General features: G+C 73.9%; 20 protein-coding genes. 11 read left to right on the top strand and 9 right to left on the bottom strand.

What is annotated here, in order from left to right; all coding sequences use genetic code 11:
- Positions 1 to 73: 73 nt before the first annotated feature.
- Entirely contained in the window at positions 74 to 997 is a 924-nt protein-coding gene (locus J3473_RS12175; protein ID WP_207023773.1) for an N-acetylglucosamine-6-phosphate deacetylase, read from the bottom strand.
- A 96-nt stretch (positions 998 to 1,093) separates the two neighbouring features.
- On the opposite strand from J3473_RS12175, the gene J3473_RS12170 reads away from it, so the two are divergent.
- Positions 1,094 to 1,801, top strand: a complete 708-nt coding sequence (locus J3473_RS12170; protein WP_207023770.1) for a M50 family metallopeptidase — start codon at positions 1,094 to 1,096, stop codon at positions 1,799 to 1,801.
- Between the two features lie 132 nt (positions 1,802 to 1,933).
- On the opposite strand, the gene J3473_RS12165 is transcribed toward J3473_RS12170, so the two are convergent.
- From J3473_RS12165 to J3473_RS12150, 4 genes are all read right to left on the bottom strand, one after another.
- Complete coding sequence (locus J3473_RS12165; RefSeq protein ID WP_207023767.1) at positions 1,934 to 2,758, bottom strand: carbohydrate ABC transporter permease; 825 nt, start codon at positions 2,756 to 2,758, stop codon at positions 1,934 to 1,936.
- Entirely contained in the window at positions 2,755 to 3,720 is a 966-nt protein-coding gene (locus J3473_RS12160; protein ID WP_207023763.1) for a carbohydrate ABC transporter permease, read from the bottom strand. Before J3473_RS12160 ends, J3473_RS12165 begins: the two co-directional genes overlap by 4 nt.
- 5 nt (positions 3,721 to 3,725) lie before the next feature.
- Entirely contained in the window at positions 3,726 to 4,985 is a 1,260-nt protein-coding gene (locus J3473_RS12155) for an extracellular solute-binding protein (RefSeq protein WP_242525841.1), read from the bottom strand.
- A gap of 224 nt (positions 4,986 to 5,209) precedes the next feature.
- Entirely contained in the window at positions 5,210 to 6,016 is an 807-nt protein-coding gene (locus tag J3473_RS12150) for a DeoR/GlpR family DNA-binding transcription regulator (RefSeq protein WP_036829115.1), read from the bottom strand.
- Between the two features lie 90 nt (positions 6,017 to 6,106).
- Between J3473_RS12150 and J3473_RS12145 the strand changes: the two genes are divergently transcribed.
- The gene (locus tag J3473_RS12145; protein ID WP_207023759.1) at positions 6,107 to 7,054 is read left to right on the top strand and encodes an ROK family protein; all 948 of its coding nucleotides are present in this window, start codon (positions 6,107 to 6,109) and stop codon (positions 7,052 to 7,054) included.
- Between the two features lie 253 nt (positions 7,055 to 7,307).
- The gene (locus tag J3473_RS12140; protein WP_036829118.1) at positions 7,308 to 8,867 is read left to right on the top strand and encodes a DEAD/DEAH box helicase; all 1,560 of its coding nucleotides are present in this window, start codon (positions 7,308 to 7,310) and stop codon (positions 8,865 to 8,867) included.
- Positions 8,868 to 8,961: 94 nt separating this feature from the next.
- Here the strand turns inward: J3473_RS12140 and J3473_RS12135 are convergent, their stop codons facing one another.
- Positions 8,962 to 12,261: an ExeM/NucH family extracellular endonuclease gene (locus tag J3473_RS12135; RefSeq protein ID WP_207023756.1), complete on the bottom strand. Its 3,300-nt coding sequence runs from the start codon at positions 12,259 to 12,261 to the stop codon at positions 8,962 to 8,964.
- A gap of 299 nt (positions 12,262 to 12,560) precedes the next feature.
- On the opposite strand from J3473_RS12135, the gene J3473_RS12130 reads away from it, so the two are divergent.
- From J3473_RS12130 to J3473_RS12110, 5 genes are all read left to right on the top strand, one after another.
- Positions 12,561 to 12,767 carry a DUF2945 domain-containing protein gene (locus J3473_RS12130; protein ID WP_030527200.1) on the top strand — a complete coding sequence of 69 codons (207 nt, stop codon included), beginning with the start codon at positions 12,561 to 12,563 and terminating at the stop codon, positions 12,765 to 12,767.
- Positions 12,764 to 13,078: a hypothetical protein gene (locus J3473_RS12125; RefSeq protein WP_030527201.1), complete on the top strand. Its 315-nt coding sequence runs from the start codon at positions 12,764 to 12,766 to the stop codon at positions 13,076 to 13,078. Before J3473_RS12130 ends, J3473_RS12125 begins: the two co-directional genes overlap by 4 nt.
- Positions 13,079 to 13,366: 288 nt before the next feature.
- On the top strand, positions 13,367 to 14,245 hold the full coding sequence (locus tag J3473_RS12120) for an SIS domain-containing protein (protein ID WP_207023753.1): 879 nt from the start codon (positions 13,367 to 13,369) through the stop codon (positions 14,243 to 14,245).
- Positions 14,242 to 15,060 carry a class II fructose-bisphosphate aldolase gene (locus J3473_RS12115; protein ID WP_207023751.1) on the top strand — a complete coding sequence of 273 codons (819 nt, stop codon included), beginning with the start codon at positions 14,242 to 14,244 and terminating at the stop codon, positions 15,058 to 15,060. The genes J3473_RS12120 and J3473_RS12115 overlap by 4 nt, the downstream gene beginning before the upstream one ends.
- Positions 15,061 to 15,172: 112 nt before the next feature.
- The gene (locus J3473_RS12110; RefSeq protein WP_207023748.1) at positions 15,173 to 16,033 is read left to right on the top strand and encodes an aldo/keto reductase; all 861 of its coding nucleotides are present in this window, start codon (positions 15,173 to 15,175) and stop codon (positions 16,031 to 16,033) included.
- A 125-nt stretch (positions 16,034 to 16,158) separates the two neighbouring features.
- Here the strand turns inward: J3473_RS12110 and J3473_RS12105 are convergent, their stop codons facing one another.
- Positions 16,159 to 17,340: an acyl-CoA dehydrogenase family protein gene (locus J3473_RS12105; protein ID WP_207023746.1), complete on the bottom strand. Its 1,182-nt coding sequence runs from the start codon at positions 17,338 to 17,340 to the stop codon at positions 16,159 to 16,161.
- Between the two features lie 468 nt (positions 17,341 to 17,808).
- Between J3473_RS12105 and J3473_RS12100 the strand changes: the two genes are divergently transcribed.
- Both J3473_RS12100 and J3473_RS12095 read left to right on the top strand, forming a co-directional pair.
- The gene (locus J3473_RS12100; protein WP_242525840.1) at positions 17,809 to 18,969 is read left to right on the top strand and encodes a sialidase family protein; all 1,161 of its coding nucleotides are present in this window, start codon (positions 17,809 to 17,811) and stop codon (positions 18,967 to 18,969) included.
- A 4-nt stretch (positions 18,970 to 18,973) separates the two neighbouring features.
- The gene (locus J3473_RS12095) at positions 18,974 to 19,504 is read left to right on the top strand and encodes a YdeI/OmpD-associated family protein (RefSeq protein ID WP_207023744.1); all 531 of its coding nucleotides are present in this window, start codon (positions 18,974 to 18,976) and stop codon (positions 19,502 to 19,504) included.
- Positions 19,505 to 19,621: 117 nt separating this feature from the next.
- On the opposite strand, the gene J3473_RS12090 is transcribed toward J3473_RS12095, so the two are convergent.
- Positions 19,622 to 20,671, bottom strand: coding sequence for an alcohol dehydrogenase catalytic domain-containing protein (locus J3473_RS12090; protein ID WP_207023742.1), 1,050 nt, complete (start codon positions 20,669 to 20,671; stop codon positions 19,622 to 19,624).
- 167 nt (positions 20,672 to 20,838) lie between these two features.
- On the opposite strand from J3473_RS12090, the gene J3473_RS12085 reads away from it, so the two are divergent.
- Positions 20,839 to 22,491, top strand: coding sequence for an ABC-F family ATP-binding cassette domain-containing protein (locus tag J3473_RS12085; RefSeq protein ID WP_207023740.1), 1,653 nt, complete (start codon positions 20,839 to 20,841; stop codon positions 22,489 to 22,491).
- 27 nt (positions 22,492 to 22,518) lie between these two features.
- On the opposite strand, the gene J3473_RS12080 is transcribed toward J3473_RS12085, so the two are convergent.
- Complete coding sequence (locus J3473_RS12080; protein WP_207023738.1) at positions 22,519 to 23,355, bottom strand: Fpg/Nei family DNA glycosylase; 837 nt, start codon at positions 23,353 to 23,355, stop codon at positions 22,519 to 22,521.
- Positions 23,356 to 23,412: the final 57 nt, after the last annotated feature.

Raw genomic sequence — 23,412 nt, 5'->3', positions numbered from 1 at the left:
ACGCGGAGACCTGCCGCACGCGATGCATCCGCACCCCTTCGGGTGACGGGTCGAAGCGCCGAGCGGCGGCTCGTCAGACGAGGAGGCCCAGGGCGCGCGTGGGGGTGCTCGTCGCGGCGGTGAGCACGTCGTCCTCGGGCAGCCCGACGACCTCGAGGCACCACCGGACGCACCCGGCGAGGGTCGAGGTGCTGCCGGCGATGGAGCCGGTGTCGGTCGTGCGCGCCGTCCCCCCGGAGACCTCGACCTCGAGGCCGCCGAGCCGGTACCGGCCGTCGCCGAGGCCCGTCGCGGCCATGGCGTCGGAGACGAGGGCGATGCTCTGGGGCCCGACCGTCTCGAAGACCATCCGGACGACCTCGGCGGCCACGTGCACGCCGTCGGCGATGAGCTCGACGACGGCGTCGCCCCGGGCCGCGGCGGCGAGGGCGGCGGCGACCGGTCCGCCGGCCCGGTGGTGCATCGGCGCCATCCCGTTGAAGAGGTGGGTGACGAGCGCCGGGGCGCCCTGGAGGTCGGCGACGGCGGCGAGGGTGCGCGCGGTCAGGGCGGCGTCCGCCTCGGTGTGCCCGACGGCCGGGCGGACCCCGTGCTCGACGAGGGCGCGCACCAGCCGGTCGGCGCCGGGCAGCTCGGGGGCGACCGTCATCTGCCGCAGGGCGTCCGGTGCCCCGGTGAGCGCCGCGGCCTCCGCGAGCCGCTCGACGAGCGCGGGCTCGGGGTCGGCCAGCGCGGCGGGGTCGTGGGCGCCGCGACGGCCGTGCGCGAGGAAGGGTCCCTCGAGGTGGATGCCCGCCAGCGTGCCGTCCGCGACGAGCGGCCCGAGCGTCGCGACCCGCGCCACGAGGTCGTCGAACGGCGCCGAGACGAGGCTCGCGACGAGGTGCTCGACCCCGTCGGCGCGGTGGTGGGCGGCCGCGGCCCGGGAGCCGTCGGTCGCGAGGCCGAGCTCGGCGCCCGCGGCGCCGTGGCAGTGGATGTCGACGAGGCCGGTCACCTCCCCGACGCTACCGGCCGCCCGGACCGTCCCACCGGGGCTCCCGGCCGGGCCCTCCCACCGGGGGCACAGGTGCGGCCGTTACGGTCCGTGACCGTGGACGTCGGGCAGGTGTGGCAGCGGGTGCAGCCGGTGGGGGAGGTGGCCCTCTCCGGCCGGCCGCTGCTCGTCGTGCTCGTCACGGCGCTGGTCGCCGTCGGGGTGGGGCCGGTCTGGTCCGTGCTGCGGCTCGGCGTGACGCTCGTCCACGAGCTCGGGCACGCCGTCGTCGGGATGCTGTGCGGCCGCCGGTTCACCGGGTTCGTCCTGCGCGGCGACATGTCCGGCCACGCGGTGACGGTCGGGCCGGCGCGCGGCCCCGGTCGGGTCGCGACGACGTGGGCCGGCTACCCGGCGCCCGCCGTGGTCGGTGCCGCGCTGGCCTGGCTGGCCGTGCGCGGCTGGGCCGCACCGGTGCTCGCGGCCGTCCTCGTCGTCCTGCTCGTCGCGCTCGTCCGGTCGCGGTCGGCGCTGACGGTGCTCGTCGTCCTCGTCGTCGGGGCGCTCACCGCGTGGCTGTGGTGGTCGGGCGCGGTCCGGGTGCAGGCGCAGGTGCTCGTCGGGGTGGGGCTCGTCCTCGTCGTCGGCGCGTGGCGCCACCTCGGGGCGGTGGCCGGAGCCCGTGACCCCGGCACGAGCGACCCCGCCGTCCTCGCGCAGCTGACCCGCGTGCCGCGCGTCCTCTGGCTCGCCACCTTCGTGCTCGTCCTCGGGGCGTCGACCTGGGTGCTCGCCGGCACCGTCGTCCCCGCCCTCCGCACCTGACGGCGACACGCACCGTCCGACCCGCGCCGCGGCCACCATCCACCCGACTTCTTGCGAGTTCCGCCGCCGACACGCCGTGCGGACGGCGTGTCGAGCGGCTCAACTCGCAAGAAGTCGGGAATGGGGGGAGGGCTATTTGACGGAGCCGGCGGTCAGGCCGCCGACGAGGTGCTTCTCGATGACCGCGAAGAGGATGACGACCGGCACGACCGCGATGACCGACGCCGCGAACAGCTGGTCCCAGTTCTGCTCGTAGCCGGTGACGTAGGACCGGAAGCCGACGGTCAGCGGCTTCTTGTCGTCGTCGATCATCAGGGTCAGCGCGACGACGTACTCGTTCCACGCCGCGATGAACGTGAAGATCGTCGCGGTGACGAGCCCGGGCAGCGTCAGCGGCAGCATGATGCGCCGGAGCATCCCGACCCGGCCGACGCCGTCCAGCGCGGCCGCCTCCTCGACCTCGACCGGGATCGAGGAGAAGAACCCGTGGAGGATCCAGATGGCGAAGGCCAGGTTGAACGCCGCGTTCGTGATGATGAGCGCGCCGTAGGTGTTGACCATGTTCAGCTCGAAGAACTGCCGGTAGAGGCCGACGACGAGCGAGGTGGGCGCGAACATCTGCGTCACGAGGACGACGAGCAGGAAGACCCCGCGGCCCGGGAAGCGGTGCCGCGCCGTCATGTACGCCGCCGGGACGGCCACGAGCACGACGACGGCGGTCGCCCCGACCGACACGATGAGCGACGTGAGCAGCCAGTGCGGGAACCTGCCGTCGCCGATGACGGTGGCGTAGGTGTCCCACTGCCACACCCGCGGGAGGAACGACGGCGGGGTCGTCTTGACGTCGGTGCTCGTGCGGAGGCTGTCGAGCACCATGACGACGTACGGCGCGAGGAAGACGAGCGCGACGACGGCCGCGGTGAACGCGACGAGCCGGGGGCGGCGGGTCGTCGTCATCGGGTCTCCTCCCGCCAGTTGACGACCTTGAGGTAGACGAGGACGACGAGCAGGATGATCGCCACGTTGAGCACGCCGGTCGCGGCCGACATCCCCACGTCCTTCTCCTGGCTCTTGAAGGCGAGCTTGTACATGAACGTGATGAGGGTGTCGTGCGTGAAGCCCGGGTTGCGGTCGTTGAGCGTGTAGATGATCGGGAAGCTGTTGAACACGTAGATCGTGTTGAGCACGGTCGCGATGAGCATCGCCGGTCGGAGCAGCGGGAAGGTGATCTGCCGCCAGCGCTGCCACGGCGAGGCGCCGTCGACCTCGGCGGCCTCCATGACGTCGGTCGGGATGGCGGCCAGGCCGGCGATGAAGACGAAGATCGTGAAGGGCAGCGAGACGAAGACGCCGACGACGATCATCGAGGCCATCGTGAAGCGGTCGTCGCCGAGGAAGCTGATCGGCTCGTCGATGAGGTGCAGCCCGGTCAGCACGTGGTTGATGAGCCCGTAGTTGCTGTCGTAGAGCAGGACGAACAGCTGGCTCGTGATGACGAGCGAGGCCGCCCACGGCACGATGACCGCCCAGCGCACGAAGCGCCGGCCGGGGAAGTCCTTGACGAGCAGCTGGGCCAGCGCCAGCGAGAGGACGATCGTGATGGCGACGACGGCGACGACCCAGACCACGGTGTTCTTGAGCACGACCGGCAGGTCCGGGTAGGCCAGCACCTTGCTGTAGTTGTCCCAGCCGGCCGAGCCCTTGTAGAGCCCGGTGATCGAGTACTCCGAGCGCGAGGCGCGGAAGAGCATGACGGCCGGGTAGAACACCACGCCGACGATGAGCGCGATGGCGGGCGCGAGCCAGAGCAGCGCGACCGGCGCGCTGACCCGACCGACCCCGGCGGTCCGGCGTCGAGCGCGCGGACCGCCGGGGGTGGTGCGGGCCGACGGCGCCTGGACGTCGTCGGTCGTCGTCACGTCGGTCAGCTCTCCGCCTCGGCCGACTGCTGCAGCTTGTCGAGGACCGACTTCGGGTCCTCGGTCATCGCGGCGCCGAGGTTCTGCTGGACGGCGAGCTTGACCTTGTCCCACGTCGGGTCGTCGGTCGGGGTGAGCCGCGCGTTCGGCAGGGTGTCGAGGTAGACCTTGAGCGCGTCGTCCTTCTGGAAGTACTCCAGGCCCGAGGTCGTCACCGGGAGGAAGCCCTCCTTCTCGATGAACGTGTTGATCTGGTCCTTGTCGTAGTAGAGCTCGTAGAACGCCTTGACCGCGTCCTGGTTGCCGCTCTTCTTGAACGCCATGAGGTAGTCGGTGACGCCGAACGTCTTGCTCTCGGAACCGTCGTTGGAGGGGAACGGCGCGACGCCGTAGTCGACGGTCTTGTCGGCGTCGAGCGCGGCCGCGAGCGGGCTGAAGCCGACGACCATCCCGGCCTTGCCGGACTTGAAGAGGTCGAAGGCGTCGGCGCGGTTGGTGCGCGCCGGGTTGGACTGGGTGAGCTTCTCGTCGGCGAGCTTCTTGAGGAAGGTCAGCGTCTCGACGTTCTTGTCCGAGTTGATCGACCAGGAGCCGTCGCTCTTCCAGTCGCCGCCGTTGTTGAACAGCCACATCGAGAACTCGCCCTGGGCCTCCTCCGGCCCGAGCGGCATCGCGTAACCGGCGTCGCCGGTCGCGTCCTTGACCTTCTTGGCGTCGGCCTCGAGCTCGGCCCAGGTGGTGGGGGGCGCGCTGATGCCGGCCTTGTCGAAGAGGGTCTTGTTGTAGAAGAGCGCGCGGGCGCTGGAGAGGTCCGGGAAGCCGTAGAACTTGCCGTCGTACGTTCCGTACTGGACGAACGTCGGCAGGATGTCGGACTTCACCTCGGACGGCAGCACCGCGTCGGCGTCGTAGAGCAGGCCGTCCTTGGCGTAGCTGGCGTACGCGTTGAGGTTGAGGATGTCCGGCGGCTGGTTGTTCTGGATCATCGTCGAGGACTGCTGGTCGATGTTGTCCCAGCTGACGACGTTGACGTTGAGGGTGTACCCGTACTTGCTCTTGTACTCCTTCGCGAAGGCGTCCCAGAACGCCTTGGTGTTGTCCTTGGAGTACTCGGCGGCCATGAGGGTGATCGAGGTGGCCTTCTCGCCGTCCCCCGAGCCCCCGGCGGCCTGCCCGGCCCCCGTGCCGCCCCCGCAGGCCGAGAGCACCATGGCCCCCGTCACCGCGGTCGCGGCCAGCATGATGTGTCGTCGCGTGCTGCTCATCGCTCTCCTCGTCGAGAAGCCGGAGGTCCGGCGTGCCGCCCTGCCCGCCGCGTGGCTCGTGACCACCCGCCGGCCCGGGCGCCTGCCACTGTACACACGCGCACGTTTGTGAGCGATAGGTGAACGAAGCGATCACGAACGCTCATCCGTGCGGGATGTCGCGGCTGCTGTCCCGAGCAGTGAACAGCACCGCGCGCGGGTCGGCCACCGGGGCGGCGTCCCGGTCAGACGCAGAGCACCTCGACGCCCCGCTCGCGCAGCGCGGCGACCTCCGGGGCGGCCTCGTCGGCGGTCGTCACGAGCGTGCCGATGCGCTCCGCCGGGCAGATGGCCGCGAAGGTGCGCTCGCCGAGCTTGGCCGCCCCGGCGACGACGACGACCCGTCGCGAGCGCTCGACCATCGCGCGCACGACCGCGGCCTCGTCCTCGAACCGGCAGGTCGCCCCCTCGGCCGCCGAGAGCGCGTTGACCCCGACGACCGCGACGTCGAACCAGAGCTGCTGGATGACCTGGGCCGCCAGCGGACCGGTCACCTCGTAGGACTCCGGCCGGGCGACGCCACCGAGCGAGACGCACTGCACGTGGGGGCGCAGGACGGCCTCGGCCGCGATGTTGAGCGCGTTGGTCACGAGGGTGAGCGCCGGGCCGTCCTCGCCGACGAGGTCCTCGCGGGAGGTCAGGGCGCGCGCCGTGGCCGTCGTCGTGGTCCCGCCGTTGAGGGCGACGACCTCCCCGGGGCCGACGAGCGCGGCCGCACGGGCGGCGATCCGGTCGATGCCCTCGTCGGTCTGGCTCACGCGGTAGCGGTAGGGGAGCTCGTAGGCGACCGCGGTCGCGACGACCCCGCCGTGGTGGCGCGTCACGAGCTGCCGGCGGGCGAGCTCGGTGAAGTCGCGCCGTACCGTGGCCTCCGAGACGCCGAGCTCGCGCGAGGTCTCGGTCACCGAGAGCCGCCCCCGGGTGGCGAGCAGGTCGAGGACGGCGGCCCACCGCGAGGTCGGCGTGCGGGTGCCGTTGGCCTCGTCGCTCACGCGGTCATCGTAGGGCGCGCCCGGCGGCCCGCGTCCGTCTATGCTCGATCGGCCCGCCAACCCATCGCATTCGCGCACGAGGAGGATCCCTTGAGCACTCCCGGCCCGAACCCCGCGGACGGCGGTCCTGCCGTCGACGGGGGCGACCTCGCCGTCGGCGTCGACATCGGCGGGACTCGCATCAAGACCGTTCTCGTGCAGCAGGGTTCGGTCGTGGCGCGAGATGTCCAGCCGACGCCGGAGGGGCTCGCGGCTCGCTTCGGCGACGTCGTCGCCGGCGGCGTCGACCGGCTGCTCGCCGTCGCCGCCGGGGACGGGCTCGCGGGCGCGACGCCGTCGAGGGTCGGGGTCGTCGTCCCCGGGCTCGTCGACGAGCGCCGGGGCGTCGCCGAGTGGTCGGCGAACCTCGGGTGGCGCGACCTCGACCTCCTCGGCGCCCTCCGCGGGCGGGTGCCCGGACGGGTGGCGGTCGGCCACGACGTGCGGGCCGGGCTGCTCGGGGAGCACCTGCTCGGGGCGGCCCGGGGGGTCGACGACGTCCTCTTCGTCCCGCTCGGCACGGGCGTCGCCGTCGCCCTCATGACCGCAGGTCGCGTCGTCCGCGGCTCGTCCTGGTCCGGGGAGCTGGGGCACGTCGTCGTCGACCCGGCCGGTCCGCGGTGCGGCTGCGGGCGCAGCGGGTGCCTCGAGGCGCTCACCGGCGCCGGAGCCGTCGGCCGTCGGTGGCGGGAGGCCGGCCGGGAGGGTGACGCGCGCACCGTCGCCGAGGCCGTGGCCGCCGGCGATGCTGTCGCACAACGCATCTGGAACGACGCCATCGAGGTCCTCGCGGGCACGCTCGCACCGGTGGTCGCGTCCGCGGGCACGCGGCGTGTCGTCGTCGGCGGCGGGATGGCCCAGGCCGGCCCGGTCCTCCTCGACCCCCTGCGCGCCGCCCTGCGCCTGCGCGGCCCCGACAACGCGCTCGAGGTCGTGCGGGCCGAGCTCGGCGACTGGGCGGGCGCCATCGGGGCGGCCCACCTGCCCGGGACCGCCTGACCCGCTGCGTCCTCCCGACGGTCCTGCGGGGACCCCGGTGGTCCGGGGGACCGCCCCGCGACCGGTAGACTGGTCACCAGCGGCCCGCCCAGTTCTGCCTCGGGCCCAACGTTCTCTCCGATGTCGATGCCTGTGTGACGGACCCGGTCCGCATCACCCTGAGCCGCGGCCCCAGAGCCCCGCCCGGCAGAACATCCAGCCCCGTCGCTGCCGTCCGCGGACCGGCGACGCCCACTCCCGGGAGACCCCCTTCGTGACCACCTCCTCCTTCGGCGCGCTCGGCGTGCCGTCCACCCTCGTCGACGTGCTCGCCTCCGGCGGCATCACGACCCCCACGCCCATCCAGGCCGCGACGCTGCCGGACTCGATCGCCGGCCGTGACGTGCTCGGCCGCGGCCGGACGGGCTCCGGCAAGACCGTCGCCTTCCTGCTCCCGCTGCTGACCCGCCTCTCGCAGAGCCGGACCCGACGCCAGCCCAAGCGCCCTCGCGCCCTCGTCCTCGCCCCGACCCGCGAGCTCGCGACCCAGATCGAGGACGCGATGACGCCGCTGGCGAGCGCCCTCGGCCTCACCTCGCGCACCGTCTTCGGCGGGGTCGGCCAGAACCCGCAGGTCACCGCGCTGCGCAAGGGGGTCGACGTCGTCGTCGCCTGCCCCGGGCGCCTCGAGGACCTCATCGGCCAGGGCCACGTGTCCCTCGACGCCGTCGAGGTCACCGTCATCGACGAGGCCGACCACATGGCCGACCTCGGCTTCCTCCCGCAGGTCCGGCGCCTGCTCGACGCGACACCGCCCCGCGGCCAGCGGATGCTGTTCTCCGCCACGCTCGACGCCGGCATCGGCGTCATCGCCCGGCGCTACCTGCACGAGCCGGTGACCCACGAGGCCGACTCCGCGCAGTCGCCCGTCGCGACGATGGAGCACCACGTGCTGCACGTCGGCACCGCCGACCACCTGCCGGTGCTCGTCGACCTCACCGCCGCCCCCGGGCGCACCGTCGTGTTCACCCGCACCAAGCACCGCGCGAAGAAGCTGGCCAAGCAGCTCAACGCGGCCGGGGTCGCGGCGGTCGAGCTGCACGGCAACCTCAGCCAGGGCGCGCGCACCCGGACGATGGAGGCCTTCCACTCCGGCACCGCGAAGACGCTCGTCGCCACCGACATCGCCGCCCGCGGCATCCACGTCGACGAGGTCGCCCTCGTCATCCACGCCGACCCGCCGGTCGAGCACAAGGCGTACCTGCACCGCTCCGGGCGCACCGCCCGGGCCGGCGCGTCCGGCACCGTCGTCACGCTGATGACCGACGACCAGGTGCGCGACGTCCGTGACCTCACCCGCAAGGCCGGGGTCAAGCCGACGACGACGCGAGTCGACGCGAAGCACCCGATGCTCAGCCGGCTCGCGCCGGGTGAGCGGACCTTCGTCGAGGGCGGTCTCGTCCTCGCGCCGGCGGCCGACGGGGGTCGGAACGGCTCCGGCTCGCGCTCCGGTGGTCGTGGCGCCTCCGGTGGTCGTGGCGGGTCCGGCGCCGGGTCGCGCTCCGGTCGCCCCGCACGCGGCCAGGGCTCCGGCCCCTCCCGCGGGGGCCAGGGTGGCGGTCCGTCCCGCGGTGGGCAGGGCTCCGGCTCCGCTCGCGGCGGGCAGGGCGGCGGCCGCGGCCAGGGCCAGGCGCGCTCCGCCGGTCAGTCCTCCGGCCGTCCGGCCCGCTCGGGCCCGCGCCGCGCGTCCTCGGGCGCCGGCTCGGCCGGGGGCCGCTCCGGCGGCTCGGCGGCGTCGTTCTCGCAGAGCGCGCGCCCGCGCCGCGGCGCCTGAGCGAGAACCCCGTTCACGACCGGACCCCCGGGCCGCCACCTGCGTGGCGACCCGGGGGTCCGTCGTGCCGGGCCCGGTCAGGCCCCTCGGCGGCTCAGCGCAGGCGCAGCGTCGAGGACTCCGACTGGCCGGTCTCGGGCACGGTCACGCTCAGCGTGTACGTGCCCTTGGCCAGGCCCTTGGTCCGCACGGTGTCGAGCCACAGCGGGCCGACGGCCCGCATCGACGTGCTCGACACGGTGCTGCCGTCGGCGCCGGTCAGCGTGACGACCGGCGCGGTGATGCCGCGGGCCGGCAGCCCGTTGCAGTCGCGCACGGCCGCGATGACCGGGACGGTGACCCCGCGCGGCAGGGTCAGCGTGCCCTGCGGCAGGACGTCGAGGCGGTAGTCGACGACGACGTCGGCGCTGGTGCGCACCACGGTGCCGGCCGCGTCGGTGACGGTGACCGTCGCCGTGTGCTTCCCGGCCGTCCGGTAGGTGTGGCCGAGGGTGACGTCGCCCGAGGCGTTCTCGCGCGTCGTGCTCGTGCCGTCACCCCAGTCGACGACGACGCTCGTCGCGTCGTCGGCGTTGGCCACCGACACCGTCAGCGACGCGTTGTCGCGACCGCACCGGACGGAGGCGTCGGCGAAGGCCGCCGTCGCCCCGAGCGGACCCCGCGGGCTGAGGCCCACGATGACCGGGTCGTGGTCGGAGACGCGGTACTGGTCGGGCGCGTAGAGCGACGCGACCTGGGCGGGCGACTTGAAGTTGGTGTTGTAGTCCAGCACCGACGGCTCGTCGCTGTTGATGTGGTAGTCCGCGACCCCGGTGACCTGGGAGACGAGCGAGGCCGACCCCATCGCCTGGTCGAGGTAGCCCCACTGCCCGTCGAAGACGTACGAGTAGGCGTCCTCGCCCTGGAACTTCTCGACGAGGTTGGTGAAGCCGCCCTCCTCGAGGGTGCGGATCGGCGTCTCCTTGGCGTACGAGTTGTAGTCGCCGACGAGGAGGACGTCGGTGTCGCCGGTCCCGGTCGGGTCCGTGCCGAGCCACTGCAGGAGCGTCTTCACCGCGTTGGTGCGGACGACCGCGCAGTTGCCCTGACCGTCACCGGTGTCCGGGGCCGAGCAGGCCGAGCCCTTGGACTTGAGGTGGTTGACGTCGGTGACGAAGACGCCGCCGGTCGCGTTGACCTTCCACGCCTGCGCGAGCGAGGCGCGGTTGCGCGGCGCCGGGTCGCCGCCGGTGACGAACGCGGCGGAGTTGAGCGCCGCGGTCGTGCCGACGGGGGTGACCGCACCGGGCTTGTAGACGACGCCGACCTTGATGGCGTCGTCGCCCATGGCGTCGACCTGCCCGGTGCGGGCGTCGACGTCGAGGTAGGCGTACGTGCCGGGAGCCGTCGCCGCGTTGAGGCGGTCGACGAGGTGGGCCAGCGCGCTGTCCGGGCCGTAGCCGTCGTTCTCGATCTCGTTGACGCCGAAGACGTCCGCGTCGAGGGTCGTCATCGCCGCGACGGTCTTGGCCGTCTGCCGGTCGAGCTCGGCCTGGTTCTCGGCGCCGCGGCAGTCGAGCGAGGCACCGCTGACACCACCGGTGCACCCGGTGAAGGTGTTGAAGTAGTTGAGCAGGTTCATCCCGACGACCTGGACGTCGCCACCGACGTTCGGGGCGGCGGTCGGCCGTGGGTTCGCGGCCGCGAACTCGATGCCGGTGCCGTCGGCCGTCACCGGCCGCAGGCGGTAGGCGTTCGGGCTGGCCGAGCTGCCGCCCCACGTGTAGGTGAGGACACCGGTGGCGCCGGTGACGGTGTCGCCGCCGCGCAGGGTGTTCTCGGCGCTCAGCGGCCGGCCGCCACGACCCCAGACGATCGGGTCGGGGTTCTGGGCCTGCGTCGTGTCGTCGACGATCAGACGGTTGAGGTCGTTCTGCGCCTGGAGCGCGTTGGCCTCGGGGCCCGGGGCGACGACGTTGGTCGGCTGCTGCAGGCGGCCGCCCGAGGAGACGGTGACCTGGCCGAAGCGCCCGAGCTGGAAGAGCTCGGTGACGGTCAGCTCCTGCGGGAAGGTGACGAGCATGCCCTCGTAGCGCTCGAAGTCGTCGGCGCGCGTCATCGGCAGGGCGACCTCGGTCGGGGCGACCGAGCCGGTGCCGCAGACCTCGAGGTTGCTCGCGGTGACCTGGGTCTGGCCCTGGAACTCACCCGCGGTGCCGGTGACGTGGACGACGTCGCCGACGGAGGCGTTGTCGTCGCTGCCGGTGAACACGAAGACGGCGTCGGAGGTGGCGGGGTCGCCGTCACCCTCGAGGTCCTGGACGTAGAGGCCGCGCAGGGCGGGGGAGGCGCCCTGGTAGTCGGCGACGACGACGCCCTCGGTCGCGACGGGGCCGGTGACCGCGGCCTCGGCGCCGCTGCCCTGGATGGCGTAGGCCGGCGTGAAGTCGGCGTCGCACGAGCTCGCGACCGTGAAGCGGCGCGTGACGTCGGCGGCCATCGTGTCGGGCGGGTCGACCTGGTCGAGGTCGGTGACCCCGTCGGCCGCGACGGTCAGGGTGCAGGACTCGCCGTCCGCGAGGGGCGAGGCGGGCGCCAACGACCAGTCGGTGGGTCCGCCGGAGACCGCGAGGGCGACGTCGCCGGAGGCCGAGCACGCGAGGGACAGCGCGCCGTCGGCGAGGGCGACCGGCTCGGAGAACGTCACGCCGAGACGCTGGCGCGGGGTCACCGTGCCGCCGTCGGCCGGGGTCGTCGAGAGGACGGAGGGGGCCTCGTCCTCGACCGGGCCGCCGTCGCAGCCGGTCACCGCGTGGGCGCCGAGGCCGTCGAAGGTGTCGCGGGCGAACCCGTCCCACTGCGTGGCCGGGTCGAACGCGTCGCTGCCGTCGGTGTCGCCGGCGCAGACGGAGGCCATCCGGCGCAGCGTGTGGTCGAAGGTCGTCGTGTCCCCGGAGCCCCAACCGGCCGCACCGGGGTCGGTGCCGACCTGCCCGATGACGTCGAGGACGGCGTCGCCCTTGCGCAGCACGACGGCGTCGTTGCCGTTCCAGTTGGCGCTGCCCGACAGCTGGTCGGCGAGGGGCTTGAGCACCGCGTTCGCCGAGGTGTTCGCGAGGACGAACACGTCGTCCGCGGCGACCGTGCCGGTGAGCGCGATGGGCGCGCTGCCGGACGACGATCCGTTGGCGAACACCTGGACCGAGTACCGGCCGGCGGCGAGGTCGACCGGGGCGCCGGTGCCGTTGAAGACCTCCACCGCCTTGTTGTTGCTCGATCCCTCGACGTACTCCGAGAAGAAGAGGTCCGATGTGGCGGCCGACGCCGTGGTGGGCGTCAGGGCGACCGGGGCGGCGAGCGCGAGGGCGCTCGTGGCGACCCCCGTCAGCAGCCGCCGCAGGGGCGTCCGGGTCATGCATCCTCCTGGGTCAGGGCGGGAGGGGGGCGGCCTGTCAACGACCCCTCGGCTCCCGTCGCGCGGCGAACCTAACACCGGGGTCCGACCTCGGCCACCGGGGCGAGGTGCGGATCCGTGAACGGTCGGCGAACGCCTCGTGACGACCACCGAAGACCGGGTCGCCGTCCCCCCGCCGTCGGGGCGGCGCGCCTGTCGAAGGTGCGAAACAGCAGGTCAGCGCCGGTCCATGCGTCGATGGCGATGGCTACGGTCGAGGGACCGAGAGCACGACGACACGCGAGCGGACGGAGCGGCAGATGGCGTACAGCAAGGGCGACAAGGTCTCGTGGGGGACCTCCCAGGGGGAGACGCACGGCAAGGTCAAGGAGAAGAAGACCTCCGACTTCCAGCACGACGGGCAGAAGTTCAAGCCGACCGACGACGACCCGTACTACATCGTCGAGTCCGACAAGACCGGCGCGACGGCGGCGCACAAGGAGTCGGCCCTGAAGAAGCACTCGTGAGCCCCGTCCCGCCGCAGGACGTCCGGAAGGCGGCGAAGCGCGCGGTCGGGTGGATCGAGGACGGCAAGGCCGGCAAGGGCTTCACCGACACCGGGCGCAAGCGGGCGCACCAGCTCGCCGACGGCGACGACGTGAGCGCCGACGTCCTCAAGCGGATGCGCGACTACTTCTCGCGCCACGCCGGCGACAAGGACGCCGAGGGCTTCCGGCGCGGGTCGGACGGCTACCCCAGCCCCGGACGGGTCGCGTGGGACGCCTGGGGCGGCGACGCCGGCGAGCGCTGGGCCAACCGCAAGAGCAACGGCGGCTGACCCCTCCCTCCCGCGTCCGGGAGCTCTTATTCCGGCCCGTGAGCCCTCCCCCCGACGCCCCCCGACCCGACTGATTGCCCATCCGCCACCTCCCGGAGCCCTCTCGAGCCCTTCCGAGGTGGCGGATGGGCAATACGTGGGCCAAGTCAGGGTCCGGGACGCGGAATCGGGACGTCGCGCGGTCGCGCGGTCGCTCGGTCGGCTTGTGCTGGTGTGAGCGGTTCTGATCGAATGAGGAGGCGTTCGCGCACAACCGCTCGTCCGCCTCGCCCGGCCGAAGGACACCGCATGCCCACCACGCACGTCGCCACCGAGATCGCCTCGCAGCCGGACTGCTGGACGGAGGCGGCCACGCTCGCCGGCACGGTCGCCCACCGCCTGCCCCGCGAGGGCGAGCGCGTCGCGGTCGTCGGGTGCGGCACGAGCTGGTTCGTCGCGATGGCCTACGCGGCGCTGCGCGAGCGGTCCGGGCACGGCGAGACCGACGCCTTCGCGGGCAGCGAGTTCCCCACCGGGCGCCGGTACGACCGCGTCGTCGCCATCTCTCGCTCGGGCACGACGACCGAGGTCGTCGACCTCCTCGCCGCGCTCGACGGGACGCCCGCGACGCTCCTCACCGCCGTCGAGGACTCCCCGGCCGCCGACGCCGCCGACCAGGTCGTCGGGATGCCCTTCGCCGACGAGGAGTCGGTCGTCCAGACCCGGTTCGCGACGAGCGCCCTGGCCCTCCTGCGCGCGCACCTCGGCGAGGACCTGGCCGCCGCCACCGAGGACTGCCGCGCGGCGCTCGAGCTCGAGGTCGACGGTCTCCTCGACGTCGACCAGTGCACCTTCCTCGGCAGAGGCTGGACGGTCGGGCTGGCCTCCGAGGCCGCCCTCAAGACCCGCGAGGCCGCGCAGTTCTGGGCCGAGTCCTACCCCGCGATGGACTACCGGCACGGCCCGGTCTCCATCGCGCAGCCCGGCCGCCTCGTCTGGGCGTTCGGCGAGGTGCCGGACGGCCTGGCCGACGAGGTCGCCTCCACCGGAGCCCGGTTCGTGCACCACGACCTCGACCCGATGGCCGCGCTCGTCGTGGCCCAGCGGTTCGCCGTCGCCCTCGCCGAGCGGCGCGGGCTCGACCCCGACCACCCGCGCTCGCTGACCCGCTCGGTCGTGCTCGGATGACCGACGCCGTCGCGCAGGCCCGCGCCGGCGGCCACGGCATCGGCGCGTTCAACGTCGTCCTGCTCGAGCACGCCGAGGGCATCGTCCGCGGAGCCGAGGAGGCCGGCCTGCCGGTCGTCCTCCAGGTCAGCCAGAACACCGCGGCCTTCCACGGGGCGCTCGAGCCGGTGACGCTCGCGTCGCTCTCGCTGGCCCGCCGCGCCGCGGTGCCGGTCGTCGTGCACCTCGACCACGCCGAGGACGTCGACCTCGTCCACGAGGCCGTCGCGCTCGGTGTCGGCAGCGTGATGTTCGACGGCTCCCGGCTGCCCTGGGACGACAACGTGGCGACGACCCGCGCGGTCGTCGAGCACTGCCACGCCGCGGGTGTGCGGGTCGAGGCCGAGCTCGGCGAGGTCGGCGGCAAGGACGGGGTGCACGCGCCCGGCGTCCGCACCGACCCCGCCAAGGCCGCGGCGTTCGTCGAGGCCACGGGCGTCGACTCGCTCGCCGTCGCCGTCGGCACCTCGCACGCGATGACGACCCGCGACGCCGCCGTCGACACCGACCTCGTCGCGCGCATCGCGGCCGCCGTCCCCGTGCCGCTGGTCCTCCACGGCTCCTCGGGCCTCGACGACGCGGGCCTGGCCGCCGTCGTGCGCGCCGGGATGACGAAGGTCAACATCTCGACCCACCTCAACGCGCTCTTCACCGCCGCCGTGCGCGACGTCCTCGCCGCCGACCCCTGGGTCGTGGACCCCCGGAAGTACGTCGGACCCGGGCGCGAGGCGCTGGCCGCCGAGGTCGCGCGGCTGCTGCGCCTGCTCCACGGCTGAGAGCCCGAATTCCGCGGCGGGAACATCGGCACCGCTGACCGCCTTGGCCCCGAGGTGACGTGGTGCGCGCCGGACCGGTGCGCACCCACCCCGAACCGAAGGAGCTGGTGACATGGAGCAGCGTGCACTCGGAGACCTGCAGGTCGGTGCGATCGGCCTCGGCGGCATGCCGATGTCGATCGAGGGCCGCCCGGAGGTGGAGCGCTCGGTGCGCACCATCCACGCGGCGCTCGACGCCGGCGTGACCCTCGTCGACACCGCCGACGCCTACCACCGCGACGCCGGCGAGGTCGGTCACAACGAATCGCTCATCGCGAAGGCGCTCGGCTCGTGGAGCGGCGACGCCGCGAGCATCCTCGTCGCGACCAAGGGCGGGCACCTGCGCCCCGGCGACGGCTCGTGGACGCAGGACGGCCGGCCGGAGTACCTCAAGGAGGCGGCGAAGGCCTCGGCGCAGCGCCTCGGCGTCGACGCGATCGGGCTCTACCAGTTCCACCGTCCCGACCCGGAGGTGCCGTACGCCGAGTCCGTCGGCGCGCTCCGCGACCTCCTCGACGAGGGCGTCATCCGGATGGCGGGCATCTCGAACGCGTCCGTCGCGCAGATCGACGAGGCTCAGGAGGTGCTCGGCGGGCGGCTCGTGTCGGTGCAGAACCAGTTCTCGCCGGCGTTCCGCTCCTCGCTCGAGGAGCTGCGGCACTGCGCGGAGCTCGGCATCGCGTTCCTGCCGTGGAGCCCGCTCGGCGGCATCAAGAAGGCCTCCGGGCTCGGCGACGACCACGGCGCGTTCGCCGAGGTCGCCCGCGAGCACGGGGTGTCCCCGCACCAGGTCGCGCTAGCGTGGGAGCTCGCGCTCGCCGACGTCGTCATCCCCATCCCCGGCGCCTCGCGGCCGGAGTCCATCACCGACTCGGTCCGGGCCGCCGAGCTGCGCCTGACCGCCGACGAGCTGGAGCGCCTCTCCGCCTCCTGACCGCCCTCGCAGGCCCCACGCGTATCGGGTGACCCGACAACGCTGCGCCTCACCCCGGAACGGTTCCGGGGTGAGGCGCGGTCGTATCGGGTCACCCGATACGCGTGGTGCGGGTGGGAGGGGCGTCAGCCGAGGTGGCCGCGGACGCTCGCGTGCCCCTTGAGGAGGTTGCGGGCGATGGTCCGCCGCTGGATCTCGTCGGTGCCCTCGTAGATGCGCAGCAGCCGCAGCTCGCGGTACCAGCGCTCGAGCGGCAGCTCGCGGGTGTACCCCATCCCGCCGTGGACCTGGAGCATCCGGTCGACGATCTCGTTGGCGCGCACGCCCCCGAAGAGCTTGGCCATCGACTGCGCCTGCCGGCTGTCGCGCCCCGCATCCACCTGCCACGCCGCCGACAGCACGAGCCAGCGCAGCGCCTCGATGTCGACCGCCGAGTCGGCGATCATCCACTGGATGGCCTGCCGCTCGGCGATCGGCTGCCCGAAGGTGACGCGGTTGCGTGCCCACTCCATCCCCATCTCGACCATCCGCTCGCACCCGCCGAGCGCCCTCGCCGGCAGCAGGTAGCGGCCCTTGCCGATCCACTGCATCGCGAGCGCGAACCCCTTGCCGACCTCGCCGAGCACCGACGACGACGGCACGCGCACCCCGTCGAAGGTCAGCGCCGCCGGGCCCCACTCGCCCATCGTGTCGATGGGGTGCGAGGTCCAGCCGCGCTCGCGGTCGACGAGGAAGCAGGTCACCGACTCGCCGGTGCGGCCCTCGCGGTGGGCCTCGGCGTCGGTCACCGCGAAGACCATGACGAAGTCGGCCTCGTGCCCGCCGGTGATGAAGGTCTTCTCGCCGGTGATCACCCAGTCGTCGCCGTCGCGCTCGGCCTTGGTCCGGATGGCGCGCGCGTCGGAGCCGGCGCCCGGCTCGGTGATGGCGAAGCAGCTGCGGCGCGTGCCCTCGATCGTCGGGCGCAGGTAGGCCTCCTGCTGCTCGGGCGAGGCGTGGAAGAGGATGTTGTCGGCGTCGCCGGCGAACCGGAAGGGCACGAAGGAGCGGCCCAGCTCGACCTCGACGAGGGCGGCCATGACCGCCGACAGGCCCATCCCGCCGTGCTCCTCGGGGGTGAGGACGCCGAAGAAGCCGGACTCCCGCGCCGTGGCCTGGAGCCGGGCGAGCTCCTCGGCCGGCAGGCCGCGCTCGTGGCGCCGCTCGCGGGCGAGGACGTCCTGCTCGAGCGGCATCACCTCCTTCTCGACGAAGGTCCGCACCCACTGCCGGATGTCGCGCTCGTCGTCGGTCAGGTCCAGGTCCATGCGGTGCGCTCCCGTCGCTCGGCGTGCCCCGGGACGTCGGTGGCCCGGGGCACCCCTCGATCATCACCCGCCCGGGCACGCGATCGGGCCGCGAGCGCCCGAGTCGTCGACCCTGTGCCCCGCTGTGTCCACGAAAAGCCCGCACGTGCCGGGTTGTCGTCGCCCCCACCGCCCACCGACCACGAAAAGCCCGCACGTGCCGGGTTGTCGTCGCCCCCACCGCCCCCCGACCACGAAAAGCCCGCACGTGCCGGGTCATCGCCGCCCCCGCCCCTCCCGGACCGCGAAAAGCCCGCACGTGCGGGGTTCGCGACCGATGAGTTCCGCCGCCGGCGCCGGTCGGACCCTCCATGAGCGCTCACCGATCCCGTCCGGCCCGCACCCTTGCCGCCCTCCCGTGTCCTCGGGACACTGGTCGGCACCGCCCCACCACCCTCCGGGGCGGGACCCCGGCGGAAGGAGCCGACCGTGCCTGACGCACCCATCCACCTCCTCGTGGGGACGAGCAAGGGCGCCTTCGTCCTCGACGGCGACGCCGACCGCGGCGGCTGGAGCGTCCGCGGACCGTACTGCGACGGCTGGCCGATCAACCACGTCGTCGGCGACCCGGCGACCGGCACGATGTGGGCCGGCGGCGGTGGTGACTGGTCCGGCGCCGGGGTCTGGCGCTCCCAGGACGCCGGTCACACCTGGGAGCTGACCAAGCTGACGACGGGCCAGATGGACGCCTGGGCCGCGAACGACCCCGGCTTCGCGCAGATGATCGGGTGGACCGAGGAGCCGGCCCCCTTCGGTGACGGCTTCTCGCAGGTCTGGTCGCTCGCCCGCGTCGGGGAGCGCCTCTACGCCGGCACCAAGCCCGCGGTCCTCCTCGCGAGCGACGACGACGGCCGCACCTGGTACGAGGTCAAGGGCCTGAGCGACCACCCCTCGCGCCCCGACTGGAACCCCGGCGGCGCCGGCCTCGTGCTGCACTCGATCGTCGCGGACCCCCGTGACCCGGAACGGATCTGGGTCGGCATCTCGTCGGCGGGCGTGTTCGCGACGATCGACGGCGGCGTCACGTGGGAGCGGCGCAACGACCTCGCCGACGCCGCGCACGACGAGCCCGCCGACCACCCGGCCGGGCCGTCGGACGGGCAGGTCGGCCTCTGCGTCCACCACCTCGAGCACGCGGCCACCGACGGCGTGCTCTACCAGCAGAACCACTACGGCGTCTGGCGCTCCGACGACGACGGCGCGACCTGGCGGGCCGCCACCGAGGGCCTGCCGTCGACCTTCGGCTTCCCGCTCTGGGCGCACCCGCGCGACGCCGACACCGTGTGGACTCTGCCGCTCAACGGCGACATGGAGGGCCGCTTCCCGCCCGATGCGGCTGCGGCCGTTTGGCGTTCGCGCGACGGCGGCCGGTCCTGGGAGGCCCGCCGCGACGGCCTGCCGCAGGAGTCGTGCTTCTTCACGGTGCTCCGCCAGGCGATGAGCGGCGACCGGCAGGAGCCCGCCGGCGTGTACTTCGGCACCAACAGCGGGTCGGTGTTCGCGAGCCGCGACGAGGGCGACAGCTGGGACGAGGTGGCCCGTCACCTGCCGACGGTGCTGGCCGTGGAGGTCCTCGAGCCGCGAGGATGAGCGCATGACGACGAGCGCCGGCACGACGACGGTCCGCTTCACCGGCACGCCCGAGACGGTCGGCACGACCCGGCTCGTGCGCCTCACGGAGGACGCCAGCCGCGCGCTGCCGTCACGCGGTCAGGTGGCGGTGACGGGGACGCTCGACGGCGAGGCGTTCGAGACGGTGGTCGAGCCCGACGGGCGGCGTGGCCACTGGGTCCGGCTGCCCGACACCGCCGGTGACGCGCCGGTCGAGCTCGAGCTGGCCGTCGCCGAGGCGTGGCCCGAGCCCGAGGTCCCGGCCGACCTCGCCGGCGCGCTCGACGAGGCGCCGCAGCACATCCGCGACGTCTGGGAGGACATCACGCCGATGGCCCGCTGGGAGTGGGTGCGCTGGGTCGGCGCCACGCGCAGCGCCGAGACGCGCGCCAAGCGGGTCGGTGTGAGCATCGACAAGATCGACCACGGCAAGCGCCGGCCGTGCTGCTTCGACCTGTCGTCGTGCACCGACCCGGACGTCGCCCGCAGCGGCAAGCTCCCCGAGCCCTCCTGACCGCGCATCCCTGCACGCCGCGCTCCCACACCACCCCGCCTCTCCGGGGTCGAGTGCGGAAGTGGTTGCCGGGGCAGCCACTTCCGCACTCGACGCCCGGAGGGTGGCGCGCGGCGGTCAGGGGCGGAGCATCACCTTGAGGGCGCGCCGCTCGTCCATCGCGGCGTAGCCCTCGGGGCCCTGCTCGAGGGGCAGAACGGTGTCGAAGACGCGGCCGGGGTCGACGCTGCCGTCGAGGACGCCGGGCAGCAGCTCGTCGATGTACGCGCGGGTCGGCGCGACGCCACCGGTCAGGGTCACGTTGCGGCTGAACAGGACCCGACCGACCGGCCCGTCGGTGTACTGCGGCACGCCGACCCGGCTGATGGTGCCGCCGGGCCGGACGACGCCGAGGGCCTGCTCGTAGGCGGGCATCATCCCGACGCACTCGAGGACGACCTGGCTGCCGCCGTCGGTGAGGTCGCGCACTTCCTCGATGCCCTCCTCGCCGCGGGCGGCGACGACGTCGGTGGCGCCGAAGTCGCGCCCGAGGTCGGTGCGGGTCGCGTGCCGGCCCATGAGGACGATGCGCTCGGCGCCCTGCTGTCGGGCGGCGAGGACGGCGAGCAGCCCGACCGCGCCGTCTCCGATGACCGTGACCGTGCTGCCCTGCGAGACCCCGCCGGTCAGCGCGGCGTGCCACCCGGTGCCGTAGACGTCCGAGAGCGTCAGCAGCGAGGCGAGCATCCGCTCGTCGGTGTCGGCGGTGATGCCGGGCACCGGTACGAGGGTGCCGTCGGCCAGCGGCACGAGGACGGCCTCGCCCTGACCTCCGGACGAGCCGCTGCCCTCGGTGTCGCCCCACCAGCCGCCGCGGACGCACGACGTCTGCAGCCCGGCGCGGCAGAACTCGCAGACGCCGCACGAGACGACGAAGGGGGCGATGACGAAGTCACCGGGGCGCACGGTGGCGACCTCGGACCCGACCTCCTCGACGACGCCGACGAACTCGTGGCCGATGGGGTGGCCGGCCTCGTCGCGCTCGGCGTTGTGGAAGGGGTGCAGGTCGCTGCCGCAGATGCAGGACCGGACGACGCGGACGACCGCGTCGGTGGGACGGCGCAGGGCGGGGTCGGGTGCGTCGACGACGCGGACGTCGCCGGCCCCGAAGAGGTGGATGGCTCGCATCCCTCCAGTGGACACCCTCGGGACGCGTCCCGGCCAACCGGGGTCCGGACACCCGGCGTGCGCGTCCGTCCCTGCTCCGCGCGACCTGCGGTTCCCCGGGTGCCACCGCACGCGGACCCGCGCAGGTCGCCCGGAGAACGCCAGGGGCCGCCGCCTACGATCGGCGCATGAGCGCGGACCTCGTGGCCAAGGGCCTCGCCGGCGGGTACGCGCACCGGACCCTTTTCGAGTCCCTCGACCTCACCGTCGCGCCGGGCAACGTCGTCGGGGTGGTCGGCGCGAACGGCGCCGGCAAGTCGACGCTGCTGCGCATCCTCGCGGGTGACCTGGCACCACTCGGCGGGTCCGTCAGCACCGCCCCGGCCGACGCGTTCGTCGGCTGGCTGCCGCAGGAGCACGAGCGCGTCCCGGGCGAGACCGTCGCCGGGTACGTCGCCCGGCGGACCGGTGCCGCCGCCGCGACCACCCGGATGGAGGACGCGGCCGCGGCGATGGCGGCCGACGACGCCCCCGCCTCGGCCGGCGACGAGTTCGCGCACGCCCTCGACCACTGGCAGGCGACCGGCGCCCCGGACCTCGAGGAGCGCCTCGCCCCGGTCCTCGCCGACCTCGGCCTCGACCTGCCGACCGGCACCCCGATGACGGCCCTGTCCGGCGGCCAGGCCGCCCGCGCCGCGCTGGCCGCCCTCCTGCTCAGCCGCTTCGACGTCGTCCTCCTCGACGAGCCGACGAACGACCTCGACCTCGCCGGCCTGCAGCGGCTCGAGGACTTCGTCGGTGGCCTGCGCGCCGGGGTCGTCCTCGTCTCGCACGACCGCGAGTTCCTCTCCCGGGTCGTGACCCGCGTCGTCGAGCTCGACGTCGCGCAGAACGCCGTGGCGGTGTACGACGGTGGCTACGACGCCTACCTCGAGGAGCGAGCGGTCGCGCGCCGGCACGCCCGCGAGGCCTACGAGGAGTTCGCCGCGACGAAGGCCGACCTCGAGGGACGGGCCCGGACGCAGCGCGAGTGGAGCTCACAGGGCGTCCGCAACGCGATGCGCAAGAGCCCCGACAACGACAAGATCCGCCGCCGGGCGCAGACCGAGTCCTCCGAGAAGCAGGCCCGCAAGGTGCGCCAGATGGAGTCGCGCATCGCCCGGCTCGACGAGGTCGTCGAGCCCCGCAAGGAGTGGCGGCTGCAGTTCAGCATCGCGAGCGCGCCGCGGTCGAGCTCCGTCGTCGCGACCCTCGACGACGCCGCGGTCCGGCTGGGGGACTTCGGCTTCGGCCCGGTGTCGGTCCAGGTGGCGGCGCGCGAGCGCATCGGCGTCACGGGCCCGAACGGTGCCGGCAAGACGACGCTGCTCGGCCTGCTCACCGGGCGGCTGGCCCCGGACACCGGCCGGGCCAGCCTCGGAGCCTCGGTCGCGCTCGGGGGCATCGACCAGGCGCGGACCGGGCTCGCGGAGGACCGGCCGCTCGCCGACGCCTTCGAGGCGGCCGTCCCCGAGATGACCTCGGCCGAGGTCCGCACGCTGCTCGCGAAGTTCGGGCTGCGCGCCGACCAGGTCGCGAGCCTCGTCGGGCGCCTCTCACCCGGCGAGCGCACCCGGGCCGCGATGGCGCTGCTCCAGGCGCGCGGCGTCAACGTCCTCGTGCTCGACGAGCCGACCAACCACCTCGACCTGCCGGCGATCGAGCAGCTCGAGGAGGCGCTCGAGGCCTACGACGGGGCGCTGCTGCTCGTCACGCACGACCGGCGGCTGCTCGACACGGTCCGCCTCGACCAGCGCTGGCACGTCGAGGACGGCCGGGTCACCGTCACGCACGTCGACTGACGGCCACCCGCCCGGGAGCCGGCGGCGTCAGCGCTGGCAGCCCGGGCAGCGGAAGAGGTTGCGTCCGGCCATCGCCTCCTTGACGACCGTCTCGCCGCAGCGCGGGCACGGCTTGCCGTGGCGCCGGTAGACGGCGTAGTGCGGCCGGACGCGCCCGGTGCCGCCCTTCGCGACGAGCGCCTCGGCCCGCTCGACATCGCTGTCGGACACGAGGATCCGGCCGGCGCGCACCCCGAGCGGCATGAGCCGCACGAGGTCGTCCCAGATGGCCGTCACCACACCGGCGGGCACGTCGCGCGCCGGCGTGTGCGGGTCGAGCTCGTGGCGGTGCAGCAGCTCGGCCCGGTAGACGTTGCCGACGCCGGCGACGAGCGACTGGTCCATGAGCACCGCCCCGATGGCCCGCCGGGTCCGCCCGAGCCGCTCGCGCACGGCGTCGGGCAGCCGGTCGTCGCGCAGCGGGTCTGCCCCGAGGCCGGCGCGCACCTCGCGCCACTCGGCGGGGGTCACCAGCTCGCAGACGATCGGGCCGCGCAGGTCGCCGACGTGGGTGCGGTTGACCATCCGCATCCGGACCTGGCCGGCCACCGGCAGGTCGGTCGGCGGCTCGCCGCGGTCGACGCGCAGGTGCTGCCGCACCCCGAAGCGCCCGAACAGCCCGAGGTGCACGTGGACGACCTGCTCGCCCTCGACGTGGATGGCCAGGTGCTTGCCGTGGGCCTCGGCCGACTCGACGCAGGCGCCGTCCAGGGCGGCGGCCGACTCCGCGAACCGGCCCTGGGGCGAGGAGAACCGCACCGGCGTGCCGGCGAAGGCGTCCTGCACCCGCCCGGCGAGCGCGTGGATCGTGTGGCCTTCGGGCATCGCCCCATCCTCGCCGCGAGGGGACGACAGCGGGGCCGGCGGTCCCTAGGCTCGACA

Source organism: Phycicoccus sp. DTK01, from assembly GCF_017312765.1.
GTDB lineage: Bacteria > Actinomycetota > Actinomycetes > Actinomycetales > Dermatophilaceae > Phycicoccus > Phycicoccus jejuensis.
This window is presented reverse-complemented; position numbering and strand designations above follow the sequence as displayed.

Coding starts and splice junctions, on each gene's coding strand:
- J3473_RS12165 (WP_207023767.1), bottom strand. CDS start 2,758: ATGACGACGACCCGCCGCCCCCGGCTCGTCGCGTTCACCGCGGCCGTC.
- J3473_RS12155 (WP_242525841.1), bottom strand. CDS start 4,985: ATGAGCAGCACGCGACGACACATCATGCTGGCCGCGACCGCGGTGACG.
- J3473_RS12135 (WP_207023756.1), bottom strand. CDS start 12,261: ATGACCCGGACGCCCCTGCGGCGGCTGCTGACGGGGGTCGCCACGAGC.
- J3473_RS12130 (WP_030527200.1), top strand. CDS start 12,561: ATGGCGTACAGCAAGGGCGACAAGGTCTCGTGGGGGACCTCCCAGGGG.
- J3473_RS12120 (WP_207023753.1), top strand. CDS start 13,367: ATGCCCACCACGCACGTCGCCACCGAGATCGCCTCGCAGCCGGACTGC.
- J3473_RS12115 (WP_207023751.1), top strand. CDS start 14,242: ATGACCGACGCCGTCGCGCAGGCCCGCGCCGGCGGCCACGGCATCGGC.
- J3473_RS12110 (WP_207023748.1), top strand. CDS start 15,173: ATGGAGCAGCGTGCACTCGGAGACCTGCAGGTCGGTGCGATCGGCCTC.
- J3473_RS12105 (WP_207023746.1), bottom strand. CDS start 17,340: ATGGACCTGGACCTGACCGACGACGAGCGCGACATCCGGCAGTGGGTG.
- J3473_RS12095 (WP_207023744.1), top strand. CDS start 18,974: ATGACGACGAGCGCCGGCACGACGACGGTCCGCTTCACCGGCACGCCC.
- J3473_RS12090 (WP_207023742.1), bottom strand. CDS start 20,671: ATGCGAGCCATCCACCTCTTCGGGGCCGGCGACGTCCGCGTCGTCGAC.
- J3473_RS12085 (WP_207023740.1), top strand. CDS start 20,839: ATGAGCGCGGACCTCGTGGCCAAGGGCCTCGCCGGCGGGTACGCGCAC.
- J3473_RS12080 (WP_207023738.1), bottom strand. CDS start 23,355: ATGCCCGAAGGCCACACGATCCACGCGCTCGCCGGGCGGGTGCAGGAC.